Annotated in this window: 47 protein-coding genes; 7 read left to right on the forward strand and 40 right to left on the reverse strand. The window is 36.6% G+C overall.

Annotated features, from left to right (window positions below):
• Positions 1-81 precede the first annotated feature (81 nt).
• The 22 genes from KTB61_RS09040 to KTB61_RS09145 form a co-directional block, all read right to left on the reverse strand.
• Positions 82-471, reverse strand: coding sequence for a sigma-70 family RNA polymerase sigma factor (locus KTB61_RS09040; protein WP_216697320.1), 390 nt, complete (start codon positions 469-471; stop codon positions 82-84).
• Positions 449-610 carry a hypothetical protein gene (locus KTB61_RS09045; RefSeq protein WP_216697321.1) on the reverse strand — a complete coding sequence of 54 codons (162 nt, stop codon included), beginning with the start codon at positions 608-610 and terminating at the stop codon, positions 449-451. The genes KTB61_RS09040 and KTB61_RS09045 overlap by 23 nt, the downstream gene beginning before the upstream one ends.
• 183 nt (positions 611-793) lie before the next feature.
• Positions 794-958, reverse strand: coding sequence for a hypothetical protein (locus KTB61_RS09050; protein WP_216697322.1), 165 nt, complete (start codon positions 956-958; stop codon positions 794-796).
• A 17-nt stretch (positions 959-975) separates the two neighbouring features.
• The gene (locus KTB61_RS09055) at positions 976-1,152 is read right to left on the reverse strand and encodes a hypothetical protein (protein WP_330656361.1); all 177 of its coding nucleotides are present in this window, start codon (positions 1,150-1,152) and stop codon (positions 976-978) included.
• Positions 1,153-1,289: 137 nt separating this feature from the next.
• Positions 1,290-1,397, reverse strand: a complete 108-nt coding sequence (locus tag KTB61_RS09060) for a DUF3789 domain-containing protein (RefSeq protein ID WP_216697323.1) — start codon at positions 1,395-1,397, stop codon at positions 1,290-1,292.
• A complete protein-coding gene (locus tag KTB61_RS09065) occupies positions 1,390-1,581 on the reverse strand; it encodes a hypothetical protein (protein WP_216697324.1) in 192 nt (63 codons plus the stop codon). Before KTB61_RS09065 ends, KTB61_RS09060 begins: the two co-directional genes overlap by 8 nt.
• A complete protein-coding gene (locus KTB61_RS09070) occupies positions 1,574-1,969 on the reverse strand; it encodes a hypothetical protein (protein WP_216697325.1) in 396 nt (131 codons plus the stop codon). Before KTB61_RS09070 ends, KTB61_RS09065 begins: the two co-directional genes overlap by 8 nt.
• Before the next feature lie 11 nt (positions 1,970-1,980).
• Entirely contained in the window at positions 1,981-2,178 is a 198-nt protein-coding gene (locus tag KTB61_RS09075) for a hypothetical protein (RefSeq protein ID WP_216697326.1), read from the reverse strand.
• A 23-nt stretch (positions 2,179-2,201) separates the two neighbouring features.
• Positions 2,202-2,798: an HNH endonuclease gene (locus KTB61_RS09080; RefSeq protein WP_216697327.1), complete on the reverse strand. Its 597-nt coding sequence runs from the start codon at positions 2,796-2,798 to the stop codon at positions 2,202-2,204.
• Between the two features lie 63 nt (positions 2,799-2,861).
• A complete protein-coding gene (locus KTB61_RS09085; RefSeq protein ID WP_216697328.1) occupies positions 2,862-3,314 on the reverse strand; it encodes a hypothetical protein in 453 nt (150 codons plus the stop codon).
• Between the two features lie 253 nt (positions 3,315-3,567).
• A complete protein-coding gene (locus KTB61_RS09090) occupies positions 3,568-3,951 on the reverse strand; it encodes a hypothetical protein (RefSeq protein WP_216697329.1) in 384 nt (127 codons plus the stop codon).
• A gap of 119 nt (positions 3,952-4,070) precedes the next feature.
• Entirely contained in the window at positions 4,071-4,886 is an 816-nt protein-coding gene (locus KTB61_RS09095) for a hypothetical protein (protein ID WP_216697330.1), read from the reverse strand.
• A 10-nt stretch (positions 4,887-4,896) separates the two neighbouring features.
• Positions 4,897-5,292 (reverse strand): helix-turn-helix domain-containing protein, encoded by a 396-nt coding sequence (locus KTB61_RS09100; RefSeq protein WP_216697362.1) that lies wholly within the window; start codon positions 5,290-5,292, stop codon positions 4,897-4,899.
• Positions 5,270-5,617, reverse strand: a complete 348-nt coding sequence (locus KTB61_RS09105; RefSeq protein ID WP_216697331.1) for a hypothetical protein — start codon at positions 5,615-5,617, stop codon at positions 5,270-5,272. The genes KTB61_RS09100 and KTB61_RS09105 overlap by 23 nt, the downstream gene beginning before the upstream one ends.
• 4 nt (positions 5,618-5,621) lie before the next feature.
• Positions 5,622-6,332: a GntR family transcriptional regulator gene (locus tag KTB61_RS09110; protein WP_216697332.1), complete on the reverse strand. Its 711-nt coding sequence runs from the start codon at positions 6,330-6,332 to the stop codon at positions 5,622-5,624.
• Entirely contained in the window at positions 6,333-6,710 is a 378-nt protein-coding gene (locus KTB61_RS09115; protein ID WP_216697333.1) for a RusA family crossover junction endodeoxyribonuclease, read from the reverse strand.
• On the reverse strand, positions 6,701-6,991 hold the full coding sequence (locus tag KTB61_RS09120; protein WP_216697334.1) for a phosphoenolpyruvate carboxykinase: 291 nt from the start codon (positions 6,989-6,991) through the stop codon (positions 6,701-6,703). Before KTB61_RS09120 ends, KTB61_RS09115 begins: the two co-directional genes overlap by 10 nt.
• Positions 6,984-7,571 carry a hypothetical protein gene (locus tag KTB61_RS09125; protein ID WP_216697335.1) on the reverse strand — a complete coding sequence of 196 codons (588 nt, stop codon included), beginning with the start codon at positions 7,569-7,571 and terminating at the stop codon, positions 6,984-6,986. Before KTB61_RS09125 ends, KTB61_RS09120 begins: the two co-directional genes overlap by 8 nt.
• Entirely contained in the window at positions 7,556-8,257 is a 702-nt protein-coding gene (locus KTB61_RS09130) for a hypothetical protein (protein ID WP_216697336.1), read from the reverse strand. Before KTB61_RS09130 ends, KTB61_RS09125 begins: the two co-directional genes overlap by 16 nt.
• Positions 8,247-8,528 carry a hypothetical protein gene (locus KTB61_RS09135; RefSeq protein WP_216697337.1) on the reverse strand — a complete coding sequence of 94 codons (282 nt, stop codon included), beginning with the start codon at positions 8,526-8,528 and terminating at the stop codon, positions 8,247-8,249. Before KTB61_RS09135 ends, KTB61_RS09130 begins: the two co-directional genes overlap by 11 nt.
• An 82-nt stretch (positions 8,529-8,610) precedes the next feature.
• Complete coding sequence (locus KTB61_RS09140) at positions 8,611-8,757, reverse strand: hypothetical protein (RefSeq protein WP_158024861.1); 147 nt, start codon at positions 8,755-8,757, stop codon at positions 8,611-8,613.
• 1 nt (position 8,758) lies between these two features.
• Positions 8,759-9,022 carry a hypothetical protein gene (locus KTB61_RS09145; protein WP_216697338.1) on the reverse strand — a complete coding sequence of 88 codons (264 nt, stop codon included), beginning with the start codon at positions 9,020-9,022 and terminating at the stop codon, positions 8,759-8,761.
• Positions 9,023-9,372: 350 nt separating this feature from the next.
• Here KTB61_RS09145 and KTB61_RS09150 point away from each other — a divergent pair, with 350 nt between their 5' ends.
• Positions 9,373-9,582, forward strand: a complete 210-nt coding sequence (locus KTB61_RS09150) for a hypothetical protein (protein WP_230973696.1) — start codon at positions 9,373-9,375, stop codon at positions 9,580-9,582.
• Here KTB61_RS09150 and KTB61_RS13150 read toward each other — a convergent pair.
• The 3 genes from KTB61_RS13150 to KTB61_RS09160 are packed head-to-tail and all read right to left on the reverse strand — an operon-like array spanning position 9,579 to position 10,218.
• On the reverse strand, positions 9,579-9,713 hold the full coding sequence (locus KTB61_RS13150; RefSeq protein WP_269145780.1) for a hypothetical protein: 135 nt from the start codon (positions 9,711-9,713) through the stop codon (positions 9,579-9,581). The two genes, KTB61_RS09150 and KTB61_RS13150, sit on opposite strands and share 4 nt — an antisense overlap.
• Complete coding sequence (locus KTB61_RS09155; protein ID WP_216697340.1) at positions 9,710-9,955, reverse strand: helix-turn-helix domain-containing protein; 246 nt, start codon at positions 9,953-9,955, stop codon at positions 9,710-9,712. Before KTB61_RS09155 ends, KTB61_RS13150 begins: the two co-directional genes overlap by 4 nt.
• A 38-nt stretch (positions 9,956-9,993) precedes the next feature.
• The gene (locus KTB61_RS09160; RefSeq protein ID WP_118683549.1) at positions 9,994-10,218 is read right to left on the reverse strand and encodes a helix-turn-helix transcriptional regulator; all 225 of its coding nucleotides are present in this window, start codon (positions 10,216-10,218) and stop codon (positions 9,994-9,996) included.
• Positions 10,219-10,372: 154 nt separating this feature from the next.
• On the opposite strand from KTB61_RS09160, the gene KTB61_RS09165 reads away from it, so the two are divergent.
• The 4 genes from KTB61_RS09165 to KTB61_RS09180 all read left to right on the forward strand — a co-directional run bounded on the left by KTB61_RS09165 (position 10,373) and on the right by KTB61_RS09180 (position 13,114).
• Entirely contained in the window at positions 10,373-10,813 is a 441-nt protein-coding gene (locus tag KTB61_RS09165; RefSeq protein ID WP_216697341.1) for a helix-turn-helix transcriptional regulator, read from the forward strand.
• Positions 10,814-10,826: 13 nt separating this feature from the next.
• Positions 10,827-11,249: an ImmA/IrrE family metallo-endopeptidase gene (locus tag KTB61_RS09170; protein ID WP_230973697.1), complete on the forward strand. Its 423-nt coding sequence runs from the start codon at positions 10,827-10,829 to the stop codon at positions 11,247-11,249.
• A 10-nt stretch (positions 11,250-11,259) separates the two neighbouring features.
• On the forward strand, positions 11,260-12,273 hold the full coding sequence (locus KTB61_RS09175) for a hypothetical protein (protein WP_216697343.1): 1,014 nt from the start codon (positions 11,260-11,262) through the stop codon (positions 12,271-12,273).
• Positions 12,274-12,676: 403 nt separating this feature from the next.
• Entirely contained in the window at positions 12,677-13,114 is a 438-nt protein-coding gene (locus KTB61_RS09180; RefSeq protein ID WP_216697344.1) for a DUF4231 domain-containing protein, read from the forward strand.
• A 2-nt stretch (positions 13,115-13,116) separates the two neighbouring features.
• On the opposite strand, the gene KTB61_RS09185 is transcribed toward KTB61_RS09180, so the two are convergent.
• Positions 13,117-13,317: a PGDYG domain-containing protein gene (locus tag KTB61_RS09185; RefSeq protein WP_230973698.1), complete on the reverse strand. Its 201-nt coding sequence runs from the start codon at positions 13,315-13,317 to the stop codon at positions 13,117-13,119.
• 39 nt (positions 13,318-13,356) lie between these two features.
• On the opposite strand from KTB61_RS09185, the gene KTB61_RS09190 reads away from it, so the two are divergent.
• Complete coding sequence (locus KTB61_RS09190; protein ID WP_216697345.1) at positions 13,357-13,779, forward strand: TIR domain-containing protein; 423 nt, start codon at positions 13,357-13,359, stop codon at positions 13,777-13,779.
• Positions 13,780-13,982: 203 nt separating this feature from the next.
• A complete protein-coding gene (locus KTB61_RS09195; protein WP_330656359.1) occupies positions 13,983-15,230 on the forward strand; it encodes a tyrosine-type recombinase/integrase in 1,248 nt (415 codons plus the stop codon).
• A 170-nt stretch (positions 15,231-15,400) separates the two neighbouring features.
• Here the strand turns inward: KTB61_RS09195 and KTB61_RS09200 are convergent, their stop codons facing one another.
• The 14 genes from KTB61_RS09200 to KTB61_RS09260 all read right to left on the reverse strand — a co-directional run bounded on the left by KTB61_RS09200 (position 15,401) and on the right by KTB61_RS09260 (position 24,535).
• Positions 15,401-16,411, reverse strand: coding sequence for a GGGtGRT protein (locus KTB61_RS09200; protein ID WP_075758684.1), 1,011 nt, complete (start codon positions 16,409-16,411; stop codon positions 15,401-15,403).
• Positions 16,412-16,424: 13 nt separating this feature from the next.
• Positions 16,425-17,117 carry an iron-sulfur cluster assembly scaffold protein gene (locus KTB61_RS09205; protein WP_075758685.1) on the reverse strand — a complete coding sequence of 231 codons (693 nt, stop codon included), beginning with the start codon at positions 17,115-17,117 and terminating at the stop codon, positions 16,425-16,427.
• 284 nt (positions 17,118-17,401) lie between these two features.
• On the reverse strand, positions 17,402-17,686 hold the full coding sequence (locus tag KTB61_RS13420; RefSeq protein WP_408630309.1) for a tyrosine-type recombinase/integrase: 285 nt from the start codon (positions 17,684-17,686) through the stop codon (positions 17,402-17,404).
• Complete coding sequence (locus tag KTB61_RS09215) at positions 17,652-17,933, reverse strand: hypothetical protein (RefSeq protein ID WP_216697347.1); 282 nt, start codon at positions 17,931-17,933, stop codon at positions 17,652-17,654. The genes KTB61_RS13420 and KTB61_RS09215 overlap by 35 nt, the downstream gene beginning before the upstream one ends.
• Positions 17,934-18,918: 985 nt before the next feature.
• A complete protein-coding gene (locus KTB61_RS09220) occupies positions 18,919-19,179 on the reverse strand; it encodes a hypothetical protein (RefSeq protein WP_230973699.1) in 261 nt (86 codons plus the stop codon).
• 18 nt (positions 19,180-19,197) lie between these two features.
• On the reverse strand, positions 19,198-19,317 hold the full coding sequence (locus tag KTB61_RS13045; RefSeq protein ID WP_230973700.1) for a helix-turn-helix domain-containing protein: 120 nt from the start codon (positions 19,315-19,317) through the stop codon (positions 19,198-19,200).
• Between the two features lie 169 nt (positions 19,318-19,486).
• Positions 19,487-19,774 (reverse strand): HipA domain-containing protein, encoded by a 288-nt coding sequence (locus KTB61_RS09225; protein WP_230973701.1) that lies wholly within the window; start codon positions 19,772-19,774, stop codon positions 19,487-19,489.
• A gap of 434 nt (positions 19,775-20,208) precedes the next feature.
• Entirely contained in the window at positions 20,209-21,777 is a 1,569-nt protein-coding gene (locus KTB61_RS09230) for an ABC1 kinase family protein (RefSeq protein WP_216697365.1), read from the reverse strand.
• Between the two features lie 37 nt (positions 21,778-21,814).
• Entirely contained in the window at positions 21,815-22,120 is a 306-nt protein-coding gene (locus KTB61_RS09235; protein WP_216697348.1) for a hypothetical protein, read from the reverse strand.
• Positions 22,121-22,133: 13 nt separating this feature from the next.
• A complete protein-coding gene (locus tag KTB61_RS09240; protein ID WP_075758707.1) occupies positions 22,134-22,508 on the reverse strand; it encodes a diacylglycerol kinase family protein in 375 nt (124 codons plus the stop codon).
• 58 nt (positions 22,509-22,566) lie between these two features.
• Positions 22,567-22,767, reverse strand: a complete 201-nt coding sequence (locus tag KTB61_RS13265; RefSeq protein WP_075758708.1) for a hypothetical protein — start codon at positions 22,765-22,767, stop codon at positions 22,567-22,569.
• 21 nt (positions 22,768-22,788) lie between these two features.
• Positions 22,789-23,400 carry a metallophosphoesterase family protein gene (locus tag KTB61_RS09250; RefSeq protein ID WP_216697349.1) on the reverse strand — a complete coding sequence of 204 codons (612 nt, stop codon included), beginning with the start codon at positions 23,398-23,400 and terminating at the stop codon, positions 22,789-22,791.
• Positions 23,401-23,441: 41 nt separating this feature from the next.
• Positions 23,442-24,047, reverse strand: coding sequence for a metallophosphoesterase family protein (locus tag KTB61_RS09255; RefSeq protein WP_216697350.1), 606 nt, complete (start codon positions 24,045-24,047; stop codon positions 23,442-23,444).
• A gap of 155 nt (positions 24,048-24,202) precedes the next feature.
• A complete protein-coding gene (locus KTB61_RS09260) occupies positions 24,203-24,535 on the reverse strand; it encodes a hypothetical protein (protein WP_216697351.1) in 333 nt (110 codons plus the stop codon).
• Positions 24,536-24,599: the final 64 nt, after the last annotated feature.

Below are 24,599 nucleotides of genomic sequence, written 5' to 3' on the forward strand. Positions count from 1 at the left end.
AGGAGTAGCTTATGAAGAAAAGATTAACCAATCACCCTTCACTTGTTCTATCATAACTATATCAAATTGTTGTGGTACATTTCAGTACATTTTCAAAAATTTCTTATATTTTTTCTGTACAGTCCTCCTGTCTTTTCCAACTTCTTCACCAATCTGATACCAGCTCATGCAATTAATCGCTCTTAGTCGAATAATTAAACGAATCTCACTATCATCTATTTCCTGCAAAAACCTCTCTACTCGATTTCTGGCAAGGTATAATTTCTTCAATTCCATATCCAGCATCAGCTCCAGTTCTGCCTTTTCAGTAGCATAATCTGCTACCTTGTCCGATGCGCCACTAGCGCCAGGAAGACCGGTAATCTCCTGTCCTTTTACAAGGCTTTTATATTCTAATCTGTTTAATTCCGTCTGAATGTGCTTTATTTCAAGGTTTATGTAATGAATTTCACTCAGTTCCTTTTCTGTCACGCTCTCCCCTCCTGCTTACTTCTCTGATTTGTTTCCTTACTTTATCGCGATAGTTGCTGTACCATTCCAGATACTCTGCTCTTTCCCGGCACAAGCCCATGCAGACTGGTTCTGCACAGGCTTTACATGGGTTCTTCATCGGTTTCGCATCGCTTTCTTTGCGATGCTCCTTTGCTTCGTGTATGAATATGGATTTACATTTTGCTTTTTCTTTTTATGCTTGGCCTTTAAGTCCGCTATCCAGCTTTTATATGTACTACACCCACCATGACATGCTGGATGTCTGTCTTTGCAATTAAAACAAGGTCCCGTTCCTGCCATACTACTGTCTCCTTTCAAAACGCTTCATGAAATTTCGCTTCCAATCCGGTACTTCATTTTTTTCTTCTTCATCTTCGATTTCTGCAAGTTTTTTCATTGCCTGCGGCAGCAGGCTACGGTCTTTAATTACAGCAACTCCTGCATGATACTCTGTTAATCTTTCCATCTGTTTTCTCCTTTCTATCATTTCTCCTGGCTATATGGTTCAGGAAGCGGTTGCCATGCGATAACGTCATATGCGTTCCATTCTTCGTCAACCCATTTACCATTCCTTGTAAAATATAATGTTGTAGGCTTATTCGCCCATTTAATCATTACGATAAATTCCGCTGCATATTTATTTCTTAAGTACGCATTAATAAATCCTTCTTCATTTGGTAACCGTTCTGAAACAGGAATCCACTCACCGACATATTATGATCTAAGCCAGCCATTTTCGCTCTCCTTTTTTGTCCATTTTCTGTTTAAAATCCTGATTTAATTACTTATAATTCCAATCAATTTCTTTTCATTAAATCATCCATCTCTTTCGTTACATGACACAATGCCATTACTACGACTCCACATACAGTTCCTAAAAATATTCCTGCTAAAAAATTAACCATTGTTCTTACTGCCCCCAACATCGTAAATATAGCATGATACTACTTCGTTTCCTGTTCCATTATCTGTTACTTCAACGTCCACATCGTAACCGTGATTCGCCAGAGCATCAATGATGATACTCTGGATACCTATTTCTTTTGTATGGATGTAGGCTTTACCTAATCTTTGTCTTATTTTACTCATGTAATTCCTCCTTAATATCTGCTAGTTTTGCATAATCCCAATCGTACATGCATCCATCGTAATCTGACCCTGACCATGATGTTTGACCACCACTCCAAGCATAAACCTTTCCGTTCTCATATTTTGCAAAATATCTCTTGACCCATCTATCGCTTCCGGATTCTCTAACCAATATCGGTGTATCCACAGCAACTTTACCCCAGTCAACTTCCGGTTCCTTGTATTCTTCTTCCAGCCACATATCGGAGATTAACTTGCACTGTACGCAAGAAATTTCACTGCAGTTAATTCCTAATGGTTTTAAAATATTTGGTTCTATAAAATTATCACAAAATCCTTTTCTTTTATAATTCAAAATTTCTTCTCTGTATTTTTCTCTGTTCTTCATGATTGTTCTCCTTAACATTTCTTAACAAAATTAAATTCCATCTGACCTTCAACTTGTAGCAATCCAATCTTGTCCAGTTCTTCTTCCAAAAATTCCCCACATTTGACAGAACATCCTTTGTTGCAGAACTTCTTTATAAAATCGTCTGTAAGATTGTACTTTTTAACTGCATCTGATTTTAGCATCGGACATATATTGTCTTCAAACACCTATATCACCTCTGTATTAACAATTACCACATATCTTCATATTCCGGCTTCTTTGGCATGTATCCGTTTTCCAGTTCTATTTTTCTGATAACTTTCTGCAATCTTCTTTCATCATCCCATGAATAAGCATATCCATCAGGGGCAAATACGCTTTTTACTTTGCCGTTACATCGGTCGATAATCGTCTGGTAGCTCATGTAATTCTTTCTTCCAGCTTCTCTTGCAGATGAATAAAATTCTTCAATCTCTCCATTCTGATTTATCTTTACAACCGGTTTTCTTTTTGATTTTGCTCCGGTTGCTTGTCCTACTTTACTTTTATCCATGTAACATAAATTACTGATAAAGTTGTCCTCGCAAATGCCGTTTTTATGTACCGGTATGTAGCCATCCGGACACGGACCGACATATGTTATTAATATGATTTTATGTACTGCGACATCTGTTGATTTTCCCGTATCCGGATTTGTTAACTTAACATAATACCTTTTACTTCCGCGCTGTCGTTTCTTAACATACTGTGCAAATATTTTTCTCTTACCATTTTTATACAGCCTGGAAATCTGCCCATCCTGACTTTCCTGGTATCTTCCGTTGTAACCTGGTATATCTTTCCACATGTTATAAAAGGAAGCTGCTATAGCTTTTCCCGGGAGCTTCCGCCTCCTTTCTTTAATTTAATCCTAATTTCCCTCGCTTAACTCTTTTAGCTTCGCTTCCGCTTCTTCTTTGCTGAGAAATGCATTAATTCCAGGCATTTCTTCAAACGTCCACCAATCATCTGCTGCATAAACGGATTTCGCTGATACGTCTGTGATTATATGTTCGCTTATGTAAACAGTCGGATTATGACACTCATCTTCTATCACATGGTATAGTTTATCTCCAACCTTGCAAGGCAATCTAAGAAGCAATCCCTGTTCTTCTAAATCCTCGTATTCTTTCAATCTATTAAACAGCATTTTCACTTCGCAAGTATCACAAAATCCGAATTTTTCTGTATACTGTTTCCCTTTTTCGTCTGTCTTTACCTGTGCGTTATGCCTGCATACAATACAAGGCATATGATGTTCCATGCTGTTTAGATTTGTCATGCATAAACCAACTGGTGTTATAAATTTTGTTAATCTCTCCATTACTCTTCCTCATCTTTCTGTGCTACACACAATGCCCAACATATAACTGCTACTGCTCCAAAAAATGTTCCTGCCAAAAATGCGATTATTATCATTTTTTCTTTTCCTTTCTGCAATAGATGCAATCTTTGTCGCACGACAATCTTTTCAAAAGAGGAACGTCCTTGCACGGACATAAAAGCATCTTGTCCTGTGGTTTATTCGTCGTTTCGCAGATATAACCTTTCATTCTGTTTAACATTTAGCTACCTCCTCATTTATTTTCACGAATCGCCAGTTCTATTCCAACTTCATCTTTTATAATTTCCAGAATATCCGCCCAAGTCATATGATCGTCCTGAAGGCATTCTGTTTTAAAATTGAATTGTTCTTTAAATCTGTTGAGTCTCTTTGTTCCGAACCCGAAATCATCTCTTAGCACCATGCAAGACATTGCAAGCACTGTATCTAATACCTGCATCTTAATCTTCTCCAGCTCCTTGTCTATTTCTTTGTGCGATACCGGGAGATTGATTCCAATGATTCCTCTTCGCTTAAGCTCTTTTTCTAGTCCTTCTACACCTTCTTTTTGTGCTATCCTTAAAGCATATGCCATGCCATCCATCCTGGCTTGCGTTGTTGCGTCAATTTTCCCCACGTCTTTCTCCTTTCCTCCGCTCCTGTTTAAGGAGCGGAATCATGGCTTATACATTGTTTCTTATGCTATAGTTACATATGTGGTATATAATAAACCGACCTACAGCTATCGGTTAGTGCCTATTCCCCAGAAAAATGATATTCCATCAAATCTGCTATTTTTAAATATTCCTGTGCGATTTTACCTTCTCTTGTTACTTTTACTTGTTCTCTAAACTCTTCGATTGTCCCAAAAAAGCAACCGCAAGATACTCTAACCTCACCATCTTTGCATCTAAAAAATGTGGTATTCCTAAATTCTGTTCCGAATCCTTTAATAGTTGCGTAATCATCGTTACCGTATACCTTAGCGTCACCGTATACCTCAGCGTTACCGTATACCCAAGCGTCACCGCATACCCAAGCGTCACCGTATACCTCAGCGTTACCGTATACCTTAGCGTTACCGCATACCCAAGCGTCACCGCATACCTTAGCGTCACCGTATACCTCAGCGTTACCGTATACCTTAGCGTTACCGTATACCTTAGCGTCACCGTATACCTCAGCGTTACCGTATACCCAAGCGTCACCGCATACCCAAGCGTCACCGTATACCCAAGCGTCACCGCATACCCAAGCGTCACCGTATACCCAAGCGTCACCGCATACCTTAGCGTCACCGTATACCTCAGCGTTACCGTATACCTTAGCGTTACCGCATACCCAAGCGTCACCGCATACCCAAGCGTCACCGCATACCCAAGCGTCACCGTATACCCAAGCGTTACCGCATACCCAAGCGTCACCCTCTTGTGATAGATTTTTTTCGCTCTCGATATAACCCCCAAGCTCTCCAGCTTTCGCATATTTAAAATCAATTAAAGATTTAATCTGAAACAATTTTTTCCCACAAATATTAATTTTAAAATTTGTTGTTAATTCGTATTTTTTCATCTTCATCCTCCTAGCAATGCTTGTATCCCCAGTATCCTGCTCCTGGTCCTGTCCTTATAAATTCAAGATTTTTCATTTTTGGTTTAGTTTCTTCATGTATAAAAACGGATATCTGGTGTTTGATTCGCTTGTCGATGTATAGACCTCTCTGCTTCGCCCAGTCTCTTACGGTAGTTGTAGATATACCGTATTTTTTTGCAATTTCAGATAATGTCATACCGCTTTGATAATCTTTGCATACAGATGTTCTTTCCTCTTTCGTAAAATCTATTGCTCTCTTTTTCCTGTAGTATCCATGCTTATTTGCCCAGGATTTTATTGTTGATTCAGCGACGCCAAAATCTCTTGCAATATCTTTCAATTTTTCTCCTGCTATGTATCTTTTAATCGCATCTTTCTTGTCCATCTTTTCCCTCCACAAGTCTGTATACTGCAACCGGTTTGCCGGTAACAGAATCTTTCTTTTGCTCAAATGCTTCTACGATACCATCTTCTGCCAACTCTGTAATTCTAGGAGCCACTTCATTCCTGTCTCTTGTTTTTATCTTTCCTTGCTTATAGAGTACGGCAATTATTTCCCTAACCGTTGCCGGCCCGTATTGTAATACACCTAAAATCGTCTGTTTTTTCGTCTCTTTCTTGACTGTGCTGTTTGCATAACGCTGCGTTTTCTTAGTTATTTTTCTGCTTCTGTATGCTGTCTCACAGTCAAACGTATTTAATCGTTCCATTCAATCACCTACCTAACTGCTTTTTCATAAGCTGTCTTTCAAGCTCGTCAAAATCATAATCTCTCTGTGTAAAGTTGTGCAGTTTCTCCGTCTCTTTCTTCTTCCCGCCTTCTCTCCGTTCCCAGTTCCGTACTGCTGCCTTCCAGTCCTTCATCTTGTTTTTGCCGACCATCCAGCCTTTTGACTGATAAAAGTCCAGGAATCTCTGTGCGTCCACATCGTTCCCTCTCTCCTGGCAATAACTGGAGACTTGCTCGTATGAGGGCGGCACGAATCGTGCCCTACTACACTTCTTTTCATTCTTTTCATTCTTTTCATTCTTGTTTGTGTGTTTCTGTGACGTTTCAGTGTCGTCTTGCTGTCGTTTTAGTGTCGTTTTTTCGGTTTCAGAATCCTGATAAACACTGTAATTTACTACGTTTATAAGCGTCTTTTTACTGTCGCTTTTTATGTTAACCATTCCGTCATCTTCGAGCATTTTCAAAAACCGCCTTACTTTGGTGTTGCTCCATCCCCACCTATCGCACAATTTTCGAATGGATGTAACCGTCTGACCTCTCTCTATTTCTTGCAACGATCCATCAATTAAAGTTTTTTTGGATGTATGGTTTACAAGTAATAATAGGTCAATCCATGCCTGCCCTTTTGAAAATGGTTTATCTTCCCAAAGCCAGTGGTCTGTCAGGCTCCTGTAAACCTTCATCCATCCAGACAATTAATCACCTTCTTCTATCATTATTTCTATCCTTGGGTGTTCTTTATCAACGTGAAAAAAATCATGAAATCCTCGGATATATTTCTGGCTGTCATTCGGAAATACCTGTTTTGCGACCAGGGCATCCAGGATAAACTTTTTGGCAAAGCAGATATTATCTGGGTCCCTCCGCCGGTCCTTTTCATACCAGTGAAATGTGAGCGTGACCGGATACTTCATCTCCTGATCCCGCATCTGGTATGGAACCTGTGCAGCTATCAGTTTTTCATTCCTGTGCTTCATCTTGGCTCCTTTGTAGGACTTTGTCCTGTTCGCAGCAGTATAATCATTCAGTCCGTCTAATTTCCCGTGTATGATGATCTTATGTATCACAGCCATGATTTTCCAAACTCCTTCCTAAAATCTTCTCTGGTGCCGATATATTCTTCAAAATACCGCTGTGCTGCCTGTTTCAGATCCGTATCAATATCTCCGTTATTTGGATTAAAATGTACGCCGTTCGGGTGGTAGTCCGGCCGGAGTGGTACGACAAAGCCGTACTTCTCACTCCGGGAGCGATTGGCTCCTCCAAAAATATGATGCCGCTCCACTTTGTGGGAACCGGTATAGATACAGCAGTCCAGGTTGTCTGTAAATGCACTCCATAATCTTTTAGACATTTATCCCATACCTTTCTTTCAGTATTTCTTTTTCGTTTGGTGTCACGATCTCTGTTTCCGGGATCCCTGCTTCCTTGCAGCAGGTGATCAATCCGTCGATCAGCCTTGACATCTCCTTTGTGTCATAGGTCCTGGAACCTCTTAACAGGCGGTATGTCCGGTACATCACTCCATCATTACCGATTCTTACCTGTGATGTAGGGGCAAGATGATAATCTGTCGCATTATTTACCTTCTTCTCTGCCTCTTCGGTGTCCGGTATCGTCACATAGACCGCTTTTCCGTCAAAGATTTCCGATTGTCCGTATCCACGAAGCATCATGTTGTGCGCTTCCTGGTTACTCAAGCATATAACATCCGCAAACTTAGTAAGCAGTGTCCAATAATATGCATTGGCATCCAGGGAACGCTTTTTTCTGTACTGCACAATACGGATCCGCAGTTTATCTTTATCCTTTAGATTTTCGTATTCTTTCCGGATATCGCTGTCTACCTCGATCTCCAACTTCTGGTGTCTGGACATCAAGTCGATGCCAAGACCCTTGAGCCTGCCTATGCATTCCATTATGAAACACCCCATTTATCTTTGTATTGATTTCCGTATTTAATAATGGCAAGGTGTTGTCGTTCCGTGATGTCGCAAATTTCTTTTAAGTGGTATGATTCCAAAATCTTGTTGATATCAAGACCGTTTTCGTCACAAAAATCTAGCAGTGCTCTCTGTTTTACATCCGTGATCTTCTGTGATGATGTCTCGTTTTGTTTTTCGCTCCATTTAAAAACAATTTCGTTACTCTTTTCCGCATTGATTGCAAGAGATACAATCTTTTTATCAATTACTGTCATTTCTGAGACCTTAAATTTATCATATGTTGTGTAACGGTCTCCCTGCTTTATCATTTTTACCGCACCATTCGGAATCCATATAAATGGAGTAGTGTAAAGTTCTCTTCCGATTCCTAGATTAAAACAGGCACGCTTAAAAGAGTCGCTTGCTTGTCCTTTCTCTCGTTCTGTATAAGACTCCGTCCCAACGTCCTGTTTGGAAATCCACTCCCTTTTCTCTGGATCATACAATTCCACAGTGCAGAAGAGATTTCCATTTATTAATTCATGATGCCTTTTCCATCCCATAATACCGACTGTCTCATCAAGTATGTTCATATCACACCGAGCGTCCTTGTACAGCAATAAGCTGCATCCGGTTGATTTACATGTTGACACTCTGCACTCTACTTCATCGGCTCTTAGATCTCTAAATTTCATTTTCGCACCTCCTCATGTCAAAGTCGTTGTCTATCCTATTGCCTAGATGAACATCTTCAAAATCTACGTCGTGTGCAGGGCATCCGTAAAAAGATTCTATAATCCTCTTTCTCAAATCATCGTCACATGAAATTTCATCTTCTATGATTTCCTCTAGTGCCTGGCGTTCGCTCAAACTTGCGAAACATCTGTTTTTTATGTCCTTCCACGCATCTTCTTTTTTTATGTATTCTCCTTCATATTCGTAACATATCATTGTTTTACCTTCCATCTTGTGTTATAATGTCTGTGTGTTATAATGTTACTTTGCCATTGGAAGTTTCCACTTCCGTGGCATTTTTTTATTTTCTTTTTCAATCATCATCCTCCTCAAAATCTTTCTCTGACATCCATGCAAAGCCACCTATCACAAGGCACATCGTCAGCCAAAACGGTGTTTCAACAAACGTCTGCAATAAAATACCGGTAATGATCAATGCTCGTCCTAAGTTTTTATTCATTTCATGCTCCTTTCTCAGGTTGATACAAAATCCCAGTCACTTCCCACAGAAGTTTAGGACTAATGTAATAATTACCTCTTTTCTTTCCTGGTTGCTTAAAACAATATCCTATTGGCAACCATCCATTTTCGATTCCTGCTCTTACAAAGCAAGCATCTTTTTGCATCTTTTCTGCAACATACTGTACCGGAACGCTTCCTTCAGGAAACTGATCTGGTGCATTAACATATGCTGCCAAGATTCTTAATTCTTGCCTTCTGCTCATGTGTTTCACCTTCCTTTCTCCAGATGGCTTAACTCTCCGCCTGCCGATGTATGCGTGCCTACATCGCTTCACATGATAATTGCTAAAAAATAAACACTATATTTGGTATACGAGACATAAATGGTTAATAGTTACTTAATCAGGCGGAGAATAAAGCCATCTGTATTTATTTTCAATTGATAAAATTATACAATGATTGTATAATAGTAAGGTTGTACACTACACTACATATTGTGTCAAACATGTGTTTATATACATTATCTTGTATTTTTTTATTGACCTATTGATATTTTAGTGGTATTCTATTTCAGCAAAGAGATATGCGTGTCCTATCAGAAAGGGGGCTTAATATGCCAAAACGTATAACTGTAACGAAGGAATCAAGCACTGGAAGAAATGAACGCTTCCACGATAACTTTTCTGACACAAATATGACCCGTAATCAGTTTGTAAACCAAATCAAACAGGGAAATTATCCAAATTATCATGTGCGAAACATCAATGGTGTAGATACACCTGTTTCCAATCCAGATAGAACAAGAAATAACAACCTAGGTTAATCATTATCCGGCACGCATACCACTTTGTATCCATCTAATACAATGATGTCTATATCAGTGATACTGACAATCAGCTCATCATCAGAACCAACAACCCGTATCTCTGAATATTCGTTCTCAGAAATTTTCATTTTTTACCCACTTCCTCAATACCAAAAAGATAATTTGCATCCACATTAAATTCTCCTAATACTTCAAGTAGTTTTTGAATATCAATTACTTTAATAATACGACGGCCGTTCAGCATATCACTTAACTCTTGTGCAGTCATCTCTGCCTTCTCCGCAATAACTGCCTGTTTTATTCCTTTGTCTTTAATCACTTTTTTTAAACGGACCGCAACAATACTATTTGCTTTAGAAACCGCATTCATTTCGTCTTTCTCACCTCCTGGTTATTTAGTAATCCATTTTAATTGGATTTCTTAGGTAAAAAAATATAGTCAATTGGAATACCATATAATTTACTAAGTTCTCTTCCTTGTGACATTTTCGGTTCAGAAGTCCCTTTTTCCCAGCTAACGATAGTCTGTTTTCCAACATGCATATGTTTTGCGACCTCTTCTTGTGTCATTTCTGCATTAACTCGTGCTGAAGCTAAAGAAATTTGAAATGGTACTGCTTTACCTTCATTCATCTTTGTCACGTCATCACCGCCTTTCTTTAATTTCTGTATTCATTATAAATCCATTTTAAATGGATGTCAATACTAAAATCAATTTATTTTTGACTTTTAGTTGCAAAAAATCAATTTTTATTGTACTATATTAATAACGAAGTGAGGTGATTTAATGTCAGATGAAAAGCAAAAGAAAATATTCTCTAAAAACCTATCTTTCTATTTAGAGAAATCAGGAAAAAGCCAAAAAGAGGTGGCTAAAGCTATTGGAGTTATTCCACAAACATTTAATACTTGGTGTACGGGACAATCCATTCCTAGAATGGGAAGCGTACAAGCTCTCGCTGATTATTTTGGAATTGGAAAATCTGATTTAATAGAAGAAAAATCCGATCAAGCCATTGAGCTAACTAAGATAGATGAAAAAGATATCGCAAAACGATTAGAACAAACCCTTGATCAGTTAGAATCCGATCAAGATGGACTGATGTTCTCTGGAGAACCTTTAGATGATGAAACAAGAGAATTATTAAAAGCTAGTCTCCAGAATAGTATAACCATCGCAAAAATAAATGCTAAGCAAAAATTCACACCAAAGAAATACAGAAAATAAAGGAAGTGATTCATTGGATATTCGTAAAAAAACAAACTCACTAAAGAAAAGATATGGTACGAATAATCCTTTTGACATTGCTAAGTATTTAGGGATAAAGGTTATATTTGAACCATTGGGATCCATTAGTGGATACTACAATAAACAGCTTCGTATGAAGCAAATACATATAAATCATGATCTTTCTGATCACGATCAGCTATTTACATGTGCACATGAATTAGGTCATGCAATTATGCATCCTGATGCTAATACTCCATTTTTAAGAAAACGAACTGGACTTCTTGTAAGTAAAATGGAAATCGAAGCAGATAAGTTTGCAACTGAGCTTCTAATTAATGATGAAATTTTTCTTGAGTTTCAAGAATTTACTACAGATCAAATCGCGCGTGCACTTGGATATAATGAGGAACTGATAAAGTTAAGATTGAAATAAGGATAAAAGTATGAGAAAAAAATTATTAACTGTTGGACTTGCGGTGTTGATGGCTATATCTTCAACTTCATGCAAAAGTTCAGAGAAAACTCAAACAGCTAAAGAAGACACGTACAAAAACTATAAACAGTATAATACATCATTCGGATTAAAATATAAAATTCCAAACGACTGGAATAAAACAGATACAAGCACATCTACTGATCTTACGTTCAGCAAAGACGATGACACAATAACGCATGGTTTAATAGGTGTCTATTACTATGAATTTGATGGTGACATTATACAGAAAGAGAATTTTCGTTCTCTCGTTAGCAATATAAAAGATGGCGAAAATTACAACGGCAAATTTCATTCTGAATCGTCTACAATAAATGGAGTAAAGGTTAAATTTTTTTCATACGAACTAGATATTAATGGTGATGCTTATTTTATGAAAGGCATAGTTTTTAATTGCGGAAATGGGTATTGTATATTAGACTTTATATACCCAACAAATAAAGATTACGAAAAACTTTTTGATAATATTGCAAATTCAATATCTGTTAATACTTCTGCAATCGTGACTGCAACCGAAAAACCGAACGAAACAGAAGCATCAGTGTCTGCTACGGAAGAACCAACAACCACAGAGGTCACAACTGAAGCTACAACAGAGAAAGCAACTCAAGTAAAGCCAAAATCTAAGGACATCACTGACAAAGATATTGATTTTTCGAGTGATTATAGAAATGACTCCACTGGAAAATGGAGAATTGCCATAACTTCTGACAGCTTTGATATTGAAAAATATGCTTTATCCTATTATCTCAATTACTTTAAAGCTGATGATGAGATCCATTTTATTGTGAACTTTACCAGAATGACAACAACCAAGATTTCTGACATGGGCGATACACTTGATGTATCAATTCATGAATACACAAAAGGTGAAGAACACGATGCCAATAAGGCATTGGGCGGAATGCTTTTAAATGAGTATCACGTCAATATAAAAACTGGAAAAATAACTAAAATCCAATAATAAAAGAAAACCGCCCAGTTACCAACTGGACGAAACATTGCGACATCGCAACAACGGAACTTTGAAAATATAGTATACTTACCCAGGAAGTCGTCAGGCGGCAAGTCTCCAACACCGCTCCGAGCATTGCGGAAAGGAGGCACTTATGAGTACATATGAGGAATTTATGATCATCATAAATGTTGCACTATTAATTATTGCCATTCTGAACTATACACATAAAAAATAGCCGTCCTGCCCCTGGTAAGTGTAGAACGACTATTTTTCGTTAAGCATTCGCCGGAGCGGATGGGTTTGCTCCATCGTGCCGACTTCCTTGTTAAGTATATTATAATCAAAGTTCTTAGATTTTTCAACTGAATTTTAATAACTTACAAACATTATATTTTATAAGAGGTCAACCATGGATATAAAAGAATACATACGTGAGCGACTAGATCCTCAAATTGATTGGTATGACAAAAAATCAATGAAGGCTCAAAGATGGTATAAAGTAACACAGATAATTGAAATTATCTTAGCTTCTGCTATTCCGCTTTTAACTGGATATTCAAAATATAGTTTTTGGCTTCCTGTTATAATCGGTATATTTGGTGCACTTATTGCAATTATTGAATCCGTCACAAAATTATATAAATTTCATGAAAATTGGATTCAATATAGATCTACTTGCGAACTATTAAAATATCAAAAATATTTGTACATGACAAAATCTTCTCCCTACAATACTGAAGAAGAAAGTGTCGAAAACATATTTATTAAGAACGTTGAAAATATAATTTCTTCAGAAAACAATCAATGGAAAATTACTAATGCAGAAAAGATTAAAAAGAATAAATAGTATTAATCTATTTTTTCATATGTTTTTTCGAAAATATCCGGCTTGCATGGATATTTCTCTCCATTGACACCTGTTATGATCCAATCTCCAGGAGAAGCGATCATATCACCTTCTAGCGTATGGATAACTTCTCTTTTCTCTGTCTTATACGCTTCAACAACAACAGGTTTTTTTCTGAACTTCTTAATATTTTTATAACTCATATTAACCACCTCATTTTTAAATTAGAAAGGATTGATTTTATGCCAAAATTATACGATTACAGATTATTTATTAGTCACGCTTGGAAATACGGTGATGATTATAAGAGACTAGTTGATCTATTAGATAACGCCCTATATTTCAGCTACTACAATTATTCTGCCCCTATGGAGAAACCTTTATTCCCATCTGGTACTCCTGTAACAAATAGTCAAATTCGCGAATTAATATCTGCTAAAATTCGACCTAGCCAAATTACTATTGTACTTTCTGGTATGTATGCTGCTTACAGTGACTGGATGAAATATGAAATTGATGAATCTGTTCGAATAGGAAAACCTATTCTCGCTGTCAGACCTTGGGGACAACAGAATTTACCTTCATATGTTACTCAGCATGCTGATAAAATTGTTGCTTGGAATACTTCATCAATTGTTAGTGCTATCCGTGAGCTAGTAAAATAACCATTTGCTAAAACTATAACATTTTATTATATAACATTCAATATTATGCAAAATAAAAACAGCCTCATTTCTGAGACTGCTTTCATAGATTACCATGTCGATCGTTAGATCGAAACGGTATACCTATCCTAAACAAATAGATTATACCATTTCTTTCTAACGTCTGGCAATGCGTTATTTTTATACAAATTTTTAAGAAAGGAATGATGGTTATGTTAATCAAATGTCCAGAATGTAATCTGCAAGTATCTGACAAAGCAATCTCCTGTCCTCACTGCGGATACCCTCTTGATTCTAAGGCAGTGAAACGGCAATACAACAAATCTACAAAAAGAAAAAGACTTCCTAATGGTTTCGGTACAATCTCCAAATTAAAAAACAAAAATCTCCGAAGACCTTTCCGTGCTCAAGTTTGTGTTGGTAAAAACTTCTATGGCAGACCGATTTATAAATCCTTAAAACCTCAATCTTCTTTTGAAACCTATAACGATGCTTATGCTGCACTAATGGAATATCATAAAAATCCTTATGATCTTGACTCCGATCTGACTGTTGAGCAGCTCTATGAAAAATGGAGCGAAGAATATTTTAAAGCTTTGAGCAGCTCATCTAGCGAACGAACCATCAAGTCAGCTTGGAACTACTGCTCTTCTATTTATGGAATGCGTGCCAAAGATCTACGGGCAAGACATATTAAGGGATGCATGGAAGATGGAACGTATATAGTCAATGGAAAAGAAAAACATCCATCTCCTACTACGAAAACCAAAATAAAATCATTATTCAATTTAATGCTAGACTATGCAGAAGAGCATGAACTTGTTGATAAAAATTATGCCAGAACATTTAAATTGGCAGATGATATCATCAAAGATGTCGAGGAAGAGAAAAAGGATCATATTGATTTTACGGATGAAGAAATAAAAAAATTATGGGATCATTTGTATGATACTGATTATGTGGATATTATCTTAATACAATGTTATTCTGGATGGAGACCTCAAGAATTAGGTTTGATTGAATTAAAGAATGTAGATCTGAAAAATTGGTTCTTTGTCGGTGGGATGAAGACTGATGCAGGTAAAGATCGGTTAGTTCCGATTCATCCAAAGATTCGCGATCTGGTCAAACATCGTTACCAGGAAGCCGAAGCACTTGGAAGTAAATATTTAATCAATTGTACTGATACAAAAACTCATAGATCTAACCTGAAAATGACGTATGATAAATATAGACATCGATTCGAAAAGATTGTTAAGAAATTAGAGCTCAATCCAGATCACAGAGCTCATGATCCAAGGATTCAGTTTTCCACGATGTCAAAAAGAGATAAAGTAGATGAATATGCATTAAAATATATGATGGGTCACAAGATCAACGATATCACAGAAGCTACTTACACAAAACGAAAACCAGAGTGGCTAATGGCCGAGATCATGAAAATAAAATAAAACGAAGAAAAAAAGAGAGTCAAAATTAATTTGGCTCTCTTTTTTTATTCACATTCTGAGTGTAGAGATATGGTATAGAGATAGTGTAGAGATAATATAGAGATTGTCTACATTTCACTACTTTTTACCACTTCTAACACCCTCAAAAAACCGCTTAAATACGTGGTTTTCTAGAATTTACCTGCTTTAGCAGCTTCTTCAATGGATACTGCAACAGCTACTGTAGCACCAACCATTGGGTTGTTACCCATACCGATTAATCCCATCATTTCTACATGGGCTGGTACTGAAGAAGATCCTGCGAACTGAGCATCACTATGCATACGTCCCATAGTATCTGTCATTCCGTAAGAAGCTGGTCCTGCAGCCATGTTATCTGGATGAAGTGTACGTCCTGTACCACCACCAGAAGCTACAGAGAAGTATTTTTTACCCTGTTCGATACATTCTTTTTTGTATGTACCTGCAACTGGGTGCTGGAAACGAGTTGGGTTTGTAGAGTTACCTGTGATAGATACGTCTACACCTTCTTTGTGCATGATTGCAACACCTTCTGTTACATCATTAGCACCATAGCAGTTAACCTTAGCTCTTAATCCTTCAGAATAAGATTTTCTGAATACTTCTTTAACTTCTCCTGTGTAGTAGTCCATTTCAGTTTCAACATATGTAAATCCGTTAATTCTGGAAATGATCTGAGCAGCATCTTTTCCTAATCCGTTTAAGATAACTCTTAAAGGTTTCTGACGAACTTTGTTAGCTTTTTCAGCGATTCCGATAGCTCCTTCAGCAGCTGCGAAAGATTCATGTCCTGCTAAGAATGCAAAACATTCTGTTTCTTCTTCAAGAAGCATCTTTCCTAAGTTACCATGTCCAAGACCTACTTTACGCTGGTCAGCTACAGATCCAGGAATACAGAAAGCCTGAAGACCTTCACCGATAGCAGCAGCAGCATCTGCAGCTCTTCTACAATCTTTTTTGATTGCGATAGCAGCACCTACTGTGTAAGCCCATTTTGCATTTTCGAAACAGATTGGCTGAATTCCTTCAACCTGAGCATAAACATCTAATCCAGCAGCTTTTGTAATTTCAGCAGCTTCTTCGATAGAATTGATTCCATACTCTTTTAAAACAGCAAGAATCTGTTTTTCTCTTCTTTCATATGATTCAAATAAAGCCATTATTCGCTACCTCCTATTCCTTTCTTGGATCAATAATCTTAACAGCGTCATCAACGCGTCCATACTGACCTTTGGCCTTGTCCATTGCTGTCTGAGCATCGTCTCCAGCTTTGATGAAGTCCATCATTCTACCAAAGTTAATAAACTGGTATCCAATAATTTCATCGTCAGCATCAAGAGCAATACCTGTAACGTATCCTTCAGCCATTTCAAGGTAACGAGGACCTTTTTTGAGTGTTCCGTACATTGTACCAACCTGAGATCTTAATCCTTTACCTAAGTCTTCAAGTCCAGCACCAATTGGAAGTCCTTCTTCAGAGAATGCACTCTGAGTTCTTCCGTATACGATCTGTAAGAATAATTCTCTCATTGCTGTATTGATAGCATCACAAACTAAGTCTGTATTTAATGCTTCTAAGATTGTTCTTCCTGGTAAGATTTCAGATGCCATAGCAGCTGAATGTGTCATTCCTGAACATCCGATCGTTTCTACTAATGCTTCCTGAATGATACCTTCTTTAACGTTAAGAGTTAATTTACATCCTCCCTGCTGAGGTGCACACCAACCAATACCATGTGTCAATCCTGAGATGTCAGTTACATCTTTTGCTTTCACCCATTTTGCTTCTTCAGGAATTGGTGCAGCTCCATGGTTTACACCCTGAGCTACTGTACACATTTGTTCTACTTCATGTGAATAAATCATGTTGAAACTCCTTTCAGTATTAAAAATAACAATTTTATTTTAGCACATTGTTAAAAATAACACAACCTGCTGAAAGAAAAATATTTATATAGTTACATATGGTTACATACCGTTACATATCGTTACATTTTCACCTTTCATGTACGATTCTAAAAATTAAGATTTATTATGTATTTTACATATCGTTACATACCGTTACATAAAAATTAGAAAAAATGGTGTAGTAACCATCAAAATGGTGTAAAAATGGTGTAGTAATGGTGTAGTAAATAAAAAAATGAGACTCATAAAGCAAACATCGTCAGTCGATCAAGTTTTTCCAGCTCTTTTTTTGTTCGTTTGGTATCGACATGATTGTATATTTGCATTAACACACTAATACTCTCATGCCCCATGATGCTCTGTAGGACCTTGATATCAATCCCTGTCTCTGCCATCCGCGTACATCCGGTATGCCGTAGAATATGAGAAGATATTTGTGGCAGCAAGAACGGATCTCTATTTTCAACTTTGGATTTCTGGATTTCTAAATCATTATATGCCTTCACACAGTATGATAGAGAAGACATAAGCCAAAAAAAAGGAACACCATGTACAAGGTTTATATAAAACCATGACTACAAGTCCGATAATTGTTGACGTAAGCATCAATCCATAAAATCCAAAGCTGAATTTTGCTATCCAATCAGCAGTTGTTCCTGCTGTATAAGCCCAGTCCCATGGAACATTTATAGACCACATTAATCGTACTAGTTCCTTTAGGTCTTTTGCACCTGCTACCATTAAATAGGTCTGGTAGACCATATTCCCAAACATAGAAAGGAAGTAGTTACCTACTCCTTCTTACTCTACAAATAATTATGTAGTTTTTCTAAGTCGATTCTTCTGAAAAAATATATGTTCTCAGTTGGCCAGATTTCACAATTAGAATTCCATCTCAACCAGACTCACAACGCATCATTTGAGTCCCCTTGTCTAAGTTGACTGTTCTTGCTCCACTAATCATCTGCGTTTTTTCTTCATCACTAAATTTATTCTAAAATGGAAAATATTTATTATACATTAATCTAAACTTCAACTTCACGTTCCATACAAACTGAAAGTTGTCTATTCTTTTGCATTTTTATATGAAATCAATATATGTGCAGGTGCAAATAGAAGCGATGCACTAATCAATAATATAGACCTGCTCATAATTCCACTAAATAAGAAAATTACTGATGGAATAACAGACAACGACACTGCTTTAAAAAGGTTTTTTTACTAAAACAAAAGCACCATATCGCACAGTACAGTGTAATTAATATGATGTTTACAATAAGATATATCGCAAATGCTTCATCTGACCACCAACCAAGCCATGTTCCTGGAATATTAATTATCATAAAACCAAAACATCCAAATCTTCCTATTTGCTCTATAATCTCAACCAACTTGTTATTCCATTTGTTTTCACAACCATCCTTGATTTTTATCGTATATAAAATATTCGGTATCATAATTATCACTATAAATATCACACCGAAAATGTTAATCCATTTCATCGTCATCTCACCTTCAATTTCAAAGCTTCCGCTCTGTTATAATCTTTTAACCTAACTGGAAGTTTCAATTTCCTATAACTATTTATTCATCTTCTTTAGTTGAACCTAAAGCAGTTCCAATAGAAACGCCAAAACACATTCCTAATGCCATTCCCATATTTCTATTTTTATTTGTCTTCTTCATTATAATCACTTCGGTAAATTCAGAGTTTCTGTTACTTGCTCAACTCGACACCCTGAAAGATTTACCTGTCTTTCTACTTATCCTTAAGCATTGAAATAGATATACTTGCCAAACCAATACCAAGAAAAATAAGTGCTTTATTCACAGGTAATTCATCTAGAATAGCAAGAACCGTAACTGCAATTCCCATTGCAACACCAATCCCTTTTAACGCAGTATCAATTATTTCGTCTATTTTATCATGGTTTATATTTTCTTTTGTTTCTGTCTTTACTTGCATAAGTTCATCCACGGTAATTCCAAAAGTCTCCGCTAATTTTGGAATCGAGTTCACATCTGGCGCAGATAAATCTCATTCCCATTTAGAAACTGCTTTATCGGTCACTCCCATTACTTCTGCTAACTGTAGCTGAGTCATTCCTTTTTCTTTTCTCAATGATGAAATCATCATACCAAGTGTTTGTTTTTTCATTTGCTCTTTTCCTCCTGTTTTTAATGATTGCATCATATCCTCCTAAATTTACTCAACCGACTGGCAGTTTAGTATTATCGACCTTCAGTTTACCTCTGGTTTCTCTACTCAAAACCAAGAAGAAACTTCAAATTCGTCTTCCTATATATCTACAAACCTTTTTCCAGCATCATATGAAAAACTGCTTTATAATATTTTTTTGAGCATCTGTTATTACAAAGATTTCATCAATATTTTCGGGAATCTCTTCAATAAACTGTTCTATCTTCTTCATGTCAATATGTTCCGCAAAACGAAGTAGTGCTTTTGTACAATCCGGATTCTGCATGCTCTCAATATACTGAAAAGGATGAATGTTCTTATCATTTTCATCTGTAAAAAAAGAAACTCCAGTACCCAGTGCATCCTGATATATGTCATTCTTAGGAAACTTTATCATCCATCGTTCGCTATCCATGATAATAGCATATTTTGAACTACTTCTCCCACCATAATAAGTAGAAAAATCACGTTCGTATTTATTGAAATTGTCCTCTTGTATACTGAGTCCTAGATTGCTATGCAGGATAATCCCTGATGGGCCAGATACATTCAGACAAGCATTTTAAACAGCTTTAACTATTAATTCAGCCGTCATGTATGAATATAGGTGATGTCTGTGCAGCATTTTAGATTGATTAGAATCTTATTGTTAAGACATCTTTTCTAAGATAAATTTTACTGTATGGAACTTTTCGTGTCCACTAATTTATACTAACATCAAGAAGAATTTACTTTTCAAAGCAGAAATAAAAGAAGCTGTGCACCAGCCGATTATAAATCAGATAGTTCACAGTCCTGTAGAGAAAGAAAAATACTTACTTTTTCCAATCTGTTTTTATATTCCTTTTCTTATAGTTTTTTATATTTTAGTTTTCTGGCAAAATACCGTAACGTAAAGAATACAGCAATAAGAAGAGCCACAACATATCCAACAAATCCAAGGACAGGAATGTGTAAAATTTTCGGATTCATGTCTGTCATGCAGATTACACTGGAACTGATCAGCAGTGCAGCTACACACAGCCCGATTACAGTATTGCGCACAGCCCGGTCAATCAGCATTCTAAACTCCAAGGACGCTTTTAAATTCAGATTTACTTCTGTCCTTCCTTTTACGAAATCATTCAGGACATCTGCAGTTAGAGAAGGGATATCAGCTCCTTTTGAAACAGCCCGATACAATTTCTTTCCATTCTTTTCCAGTTCTTTTTTCCAATCTATCTGCTGTAGATAATCTTCCATAAAACGTGATATGGCAATGTCAACCATGTTCAGCTCTGGACTGATTACAGATAAAACTCCTTCCATATGTGCAAGCCCTCTGGCAAGCATCGTCATTCCATGAGGCATACTGATATGATTTTTCTTCATGATTTCCATCAGTTCTCCCAGAATCTCTGGAAGATTGACTCCACCCATGGAAACTGTACCATAATCATCAAGAAACTGTCTAACATCATGATATAGCCGCTCCCGGTCTGGTGTCCCTCTATAGGATCCGAATCCAAGAACTGCATTCACAATCCCCTGAACATCATGTCTGGCCACACTTCGTACGCCTTCTCCCATAATCTTTCGGTCTTTTTCACTCAGCCGTCCCATCATGCCCATATCAATCCAGATAATTTTCCCGTCATGAATTTTCACATTTCCAGGATGTGGATCCGCATGAAAAAATCCATCATCCATCACTTGCTTAATAAAATGATTGATAAATTTCCGCCCTACCTCATCTAGATCATAACCATTTTCTTTCAGGCCATCAACATCATCGATTGATAAACCGTCGATGTATTCCATAACAAGCACATGGCTTGTAGTATACTCTTTAAACAGTTTTGGACATCCAGCATATGCCACTCCTGCATTATTTCTGCAAAATTCCTCCATATTGGAAGCTTCTGTAAGGAAGTCCATTTCCTCCTGTGCCGTCTGCCAGAGTTCATCCAGAACCATCTGCGGATCCACAAGATCCTTTAATCCCGTTGCAACTCCTGCCACTGGCATAATCAGTCTGGCTGCATGTTTTAAAAGACCAATATCACGGGACATGGTATCATGGATCCCTTTTCTCTGAACTTTTATAATCACATTCTCACCAGTCTTCAGCTTTGCCCGGTGAACCTGGGCGATTGATGCTGAACCGAGCGGCTTTTCTTCAATAAAAGAGAAGATTTCCTGGGATTTGCAGCCATATGCTTCTTCCAGCACTTCCTCTACCATATGAAAAGGCATGGGAGGTACATTGGAATTCAGCTTCATAAGTTCTTCACAGTAACTTTTCGGAAGAATGTCTGAGTGCAGTGCCATAATCTGTCCAAGTTTGATATAAGTAGGTCCAAGCTCCTCCAGTATCTGTCGCAGCTTTTCCGGATTTATCCCCTGCATAATCTTGTATTTCCGTAAAATGGCAGTCATCTCAGACAAGCGGCTTCCAGATTCATTTCTGACTGAATCATTTGTTTTCAGCACGGCTCATCTGCTCCTTTAATTTTGAGAATTCTTCCGGTGACAGACTCTTGACAAACTCTTCGAAATCAACTTCCTTATCCTGCACATCCTCTTTATCTTTTTTCTGTGATGTTTCACGGACAGTACGTTTCAATTCCTGATTTAGGATTTTTCCCTGTTCCACGGTCAGCTCTCCCTTGCGTATTAGATCATCTAGAATTTCTTCTGATTTTTCCACAGTCGTAGCTGCTGCGCCAATACCTGCAAGCAATAATTTCTTTACTTCTTCACCCAAATTAATCTTTGACATAATCATGACCTCCTTAAAAACGTAATATTTCCAACAGCTTTGGTATAAAAATTTTAAATCCAATACCTGCTGCAATCATTGCAGAAAAAAGAACTGCCCCCGCTGCTGCATCCTTTGCCTTTTTTGCAAGAGGCTTTCTTTCTTCGGTGACCAGATCAACCACTGCTTCAACTGCTGTATTTACAAGTTCAAGGCTAATGACCAGCCCGAAAAGTAAAAAACAAATCAGCCACTCTATTTCCGAAATTGAAAGAAGAATTCCAAACAGAATAACCAGTACCACCACAGTAAGGTGAATCTTTATATTTCGTTCTTCATGGATAGTTCTTCCAATCCCTTCAAATGCATATCCAAAACTCTTATACAGTGGAGATCTTTTCTTTTTCATTCTCTTTAGTCCCCTCTTCCAATATCATCCATAAATAATTACTATTTTTACATGTCTATTATAACATAGTCATGATTAAATTTATTGTTTTAGTAACATTAAAATCAAAAAAATAATTTATAAATTGCAAGTCTGCTTTCCATATCAGAACCTTACTTTCTTGTTTTCCCCCATACCACTTCATACCCGCCATATCAAATTTTCCGCCAATATAGGCTGGCATAGCCATAAATCTGCAATCCGTATCATTTTTTGACATATTAGGAAATTAGGGTTCATCTTATTGTTTTTCAATCGAAGTAAGAGGAATTTGTTCAATGTCATAACTGCTATCCTTATGAACCGTGATTAATGTTCCGCCTCTTTGCTTTGTATCATTCTCAATTCCCGGCATAGCAAGGTAATCAATACTCATGCCATAAGTTAATCTGATTCCTTTATATTCTAAAGACATATTATTATAGTGATCATGTCCACAGAAAAATGCCTTCGTACTTCCCAGTTTTAAAGCTGTGTCAAAAATCTTACTCGGATAATTAGAAGCACATACTTTATTTATCATTTTCTCATCATTTGACCCAAAATAGTAAGTTACTTCCTTACTGCCCTTTTCATACAATTCATAAGCTGTACGATATTGCTGCAGCGGGATATGGAAAAATAACATAGAAGAAATAGCTTTTCTTTCTTGCTTTTCTAATCTTTTTATATTTTCCTGATACCAATCTACCTGATCATCATGAATATAATCATAGCTATTGATTGGTCCCTCTGTATAAGCATTGGAATCTATTAAGAAAATTGCCTGATTGAAAGAACCATCCACATTTCTAAATTCAATTAATTGATTATTTCTACCCGTAACGTGAGGCTGTCTGTAAGGATATAACAAATTTTTAGAAGTCTTATAAGATAAAGCTTCATATAGAGAATTTAAATCTTGTTCCGAATAAGTGGCAATAGATTCTGTATCATGATTCCCATTGGAAAAGTTAGATCTCCAGTTACTATTACAAAATCAGGATCTGTATGGTCAATCAGTTCATATACAGCTTTTAGTGCTTTCATATCCTTCCTGTACGAGAAAACACTACCCCCTAAATGAATATCCGTTAATTGCAATATTTTAAAATCATCTTTATTATCGTTGGTTATTGTATAGACTCCCGTTTCCTCATTATATTCGATTTTATTTGCCTTATCATATATATTGGGAACAGAATTAATATATGGTTGTGTTAGCCAAAAATCTCTTTGCATAAATTGATATCCACTAAAAATAAAGATAATTACGAAATAAATAATTGCTCTTTTTTTATTGATTACAAGATTGTGATAAACAATCTTCTTACAATATATTAAATTATAAACCAGTATTCCTATGGCATAGAGAACAGCGGCAATAAGAAAAACATTAGCATAGTACGCGTTCTGAAATACGATAATAAGAAGCAAAAAAATCATCCAATAAAAAACGGATAAGACAATAATTCTTTTAAGGTGCTGATAGAATTTTTTTACTTTGGCATCTTGAATCATATTGCCAAGCCACCTGGTTAACAGAAGGTTTTTTCCGAAAATCAGAAAAATAATTTCCACATAAAATAGATTCGTATAAACAAACTCTAATATTTCAGATGTTTTAGAATTTTGTTTTAATCCGATAATAAAGACAGCAAAATAGATAAATATTGTTAAGCCAAGAAAAATGCTATTGATTGTTCTCTTGCTATATTGGTCATATAACTTTTCAGGTAAGAAATAGAATCAGCAGAACAATGCCCTGTTTTCTGATTTCGCTTTTTGTAACTTTGATGCACCAAAATAGCCAATCCAGATAATAGAATTGCCATGAATAAATATAAAACATTAAAATCTACTGCTGCATTAAAGAAATAGACAAGAGAAAAAATCACTAGAATTATAAAAATATAGTAATGCCTTCTTTCCTTTTTTAATTTTCTTTTCAATTCATCTAAGGAAACAACGTCATCACTGATTTTATATTTTGTATTATTCTTATTCAAAATTATCCGATGTCCTTTCAAGTTCATTTTTTAGTTCTCATTATAGCATAATAGAACAATAAAT

The organism is Anaerostipes faecalis, assembly GCF_018982945.1.
Lineage (GTDB): Bacteria > Bacillota > Clostridia > Lachnospirales > Lachnospiraceae > Anaerostipes > Anaerostipes faecalis.

What these genes read in the sequence shown, in the direction of transcription:
- KTB61_RS09045 (WP_216697321.1), bottom strand. Translation starts at nt 610, where the DNA reads ATGAAGAACCCATGTAAAGCCTGTGCAGAACCAGTCTGCATGGGCTTG.
- KTB61_RS09050 (WP_216697322.1), bottom strand. Translation starts at nt 958, where the DNA reads ATGGAAAGATTAACAGAGTATCATGCAGGAGTTGCTGTAATTAAAGAC.
- KTB61_RS09060 (WP_216697323.1), bottom strand. Translation starts at nt 1,397, where the DNA reads ATGGTTAATTTTTTAGCAGGAATATTTTTAGGAACTGTATGTGGAGTC.
- KTB61_RS09065 (WP_216697324.1), bottom strand. Translation starts at nt 1,581, where the DNA reads ATGAGTAAAATAAGACAAAGATTAGGTAAAGCCTACATCCATACAAAA.
- KTB61_RS09070 (WP_216697325.1), bottom strand. Translation starts at nt 1,969, where the DNA reads ATGAAGAACAGAGAAAAATACAGAGAAGAAATTTTGAATTATAAAAGA.
- KTB61_RS09080 (WP_216697327.1), bottom strand. Translation starts at nt 2,798, where the DNA reads ATGTGGAAAGATATACCAGGTTACAACGGAAGATACCAGGAAAGTCAG.
- KTB61_RS09085 (WP_216697328.1), bottom strand. Translation starts at nt 3,314, where the DNA reads ATGGAGAGATTAACAAAATTTATAACACCAGTTGGTTTATGCATGACA.
- KTB61_RS09095 (WP_216697330.1), bottom strand. Translation starts at nt 4,886, where the DNA reads ATGAAAAAATACGAATTAACAACAAATTTTAAAATTAATATTTGTGGG.
- KTB61_RS09100 (WP_216697362.1), bottom strand. Translation starts at nt 5,292, where the DNA reads ATGGACAAGAAAGATGCGATTAAAAGATACATAGCAGGAGAAAAATTG.
- KTB61_RS09105 (WP_216697331.1), bottom strand. Translation starts at nt 5,617, where the DNA reads ATGGAACGATTAAATACGTTTGACTGTGAGACAGCATACAGAAGCAGA.
- KTB61_RS09115 (WP_216697333.1), bottom strand. Translation starts at nt 6,710, where the DNA reads ATGGCTGTGATACATAAGATCATCATACACGGGAAATTAGACGGACTG.
- KTB61_RS09120 (WP_216697334.1), bottom strand. Translation starts at nt 6,991, where the DNA reads ATGTCTAAAAGATTATGGAGTGCATTTACAGACAACCTGGACTGCTGT.
- KTB61_RS09125 (WP_216697335.1), bottom strand. Translation starts at nt 7,571, where the DNA reads ATGGGGTGTTTCATAATGGAATGCATAGGCAGGCTCAAGGGTCTTGGC.
- KTB61_RS09130 (WP_216697336.1), bottom strand. Translation starts at nt 8,257, where the DNA reads ATGAAATTTAGAGATCTAAGAGCCGATGAAGTAGAGTGCAGAGTGTCA.
- KTB61_RS09135 (WP_216697337.1), bottom strand. Translation starts at nt 8,528, where the DNA reads ATGGAAGGTAAAACAATGATATGTTACGAATATGAAGGAGAATACATA.
- KTB61_RS09140 (WP_158024861.1), bottom strand. Translation starts at nt 8,757, where the DNA reads ATGAATAAAAACTTAGGACGAGCATTGATCATTACCGGTATTTTATTG.
- KTB61_RS09145 (WP_216697338.1), bottom strand. Translation starts at nt 9,022, where the DNA reads ATGAGCAGAAGGCAAGAATTAAGAATCTTGGCAGCATATGTTAATGCA.
- KTB61_RS09150 (WP_230973696.1), top strand. Translation starts at nt 9,373, where the DNA reads ATGCCAAAACGTATAACTGTAACGAAGGAATCAAGCACTGGAAGAAAT.
- KTB61_RS13150 (WP_269145780.1), bottom strand. Translation starts at nt 9,713, where the DNA reads ATGAAAATTTCTGAGAACGAATATTCAGAGATACGGGTTGTTGGTTCT.
- KTB61_RS09155 (WP_216697340.1), bottom strand. Translation starts at nt 9,955, where the DNA reads ATGAATGCGGTTTCTAAAGCAAATAGTATTGTTGCGGTCCGTTTAAAA.
- KTB61_RS09160 (WP_118683549.1), bottom strand. Translation starts at nt 10,218, where the DNA reads ATGAATGAAGGTAAAGCAGTACCATTTCAAATTTCTTTAGCTTCAGCA.
- KTB61_RS09165 (WP_216697341.1), top strand. Translation starts at nt 10,373, where the DNA reads ATGTCAGATGAAAAGCAAAAGAAAATATTCTCTAAAAACCTATCTTTC.
- KTB61_RS09175 (WP_216697343.1), top strand. Translation starts at nt 11,260, where the DNA reads ATGAGAAAAAAATTATTAACTGTTGGACTTGCGGTGTTGATGGCTATA.
- KTB61_RS09180 (WP_216697344.1), top strand. Translation starts at nt 12,677, where the DNA reads ATGGATATAAAAGAATACATACGTGAGCGACTAGATCCTCAAATTGAT.
- KTB61_RS09185 (WP_230973698.1), bottom strand. Translation starts at nt 13,317, where the DNA reads ATGAGTTATAAAAATATTAAGAAGTTCAGAAAAAAACCTGTTGTTGTT.
- KTB61_RS09190 (WP_216697345.1), top strand. Translation starts at nt 13,357, where the DNA reads ATGCCAAAATTATACGATTACAGATTATTTATTAGTCACGCTTGGAAA.
- KTB61_RS09195 (WP_330656359.1), top strand. Translation starts at nt 13,983, where the DNA reads ATGATGGTTATGTTAATCAAATGTCCAGAATGTAATCTGCAAGTATCT.
- KTB61_RS09200 (WP_075758684.1), bottom strand. Translation starts at nt 16,411, where the DNA reads ATGGCTTTATTTGAATCATATGAAAGAAGAGAAAAACAGATTCTTGCT.
- KTB61_RS09205 (WP_075758685.1), bottom strand. Translation starts at nt 17,117, where the DNA reads ATGATTTATTCACATGAAGTAGAACAAATGTGTACAGTAGCTCAGGGT.
- KTB61_RS13420 (WP_408630309.1), bottom strand. Translation starts at nt 17,686, where the DNA reads ATGTCTTCTCTATCATACTGTGTGAAGGCATATAATGATTTAGAAATC.
- KTB61_RS09215 (WP_216697347.1), bottom strand. Translation starts at nt 17,933, where the DNA reads ATGTTTGGGAATATGGTCTACCAGACCTATTTAATGGTAGCAGGTGCA.
- KTB61_RS13045 (WP_230973700.1), bottom strand. Translation starts at nt 19,317, where the DNA reads ATGAAAAAACAAACACTTGGTATGATGATTTCATCATTGAGAAAAGAA.
- KTB61_RS09225 (WP_230973701.1), bottom strand. Translation starts at nt 19,774, where the DNA reads ATGGATAGCGAACGATGGATGATAAAGTTTCCTAAGAATGACATATAT.
- KTB61_RS09230 (WP_216697365.1), bottom strand. Translation starts at nt 21,777, where the DNA reads ATGACTGCCATTTTACGGAAATACAAGATTATGCAGGGGATAAATCCG.
- KTB61_RS09235 (WP_216697348.1), bottom strand. Translation starts at nt 22,120, where the DNA reads ATGTCAAAGATTAATTTGGGTGAAGAAGTAAAGAAATTATTGCTTGCA.
- KTB61_RS09240 (WP_075758707.1), bottom strand. Translation starts at nt 22,508, where the DNA reads ATGAAAAAGAAAAGATCTCCACTGTATAAGAGTTTTGGATATGCATTT.
- KTB61_RS13265 (WP_075758708.1), bottom strand. Translation starts at nt 22,767, where the DNA reads ATGTCAAAAAATGATACGGATTGCAGATTTATGGCTATGCCAGCCTAT.
- KTB61_RS09255 (WP_216697350.1), bottom strand. Translation starts at nt 24,047, where the DNA reads ATGATTCAAGATGCCAAAGTAAAAAAATTCTATCAGCACCTTAAAAGA.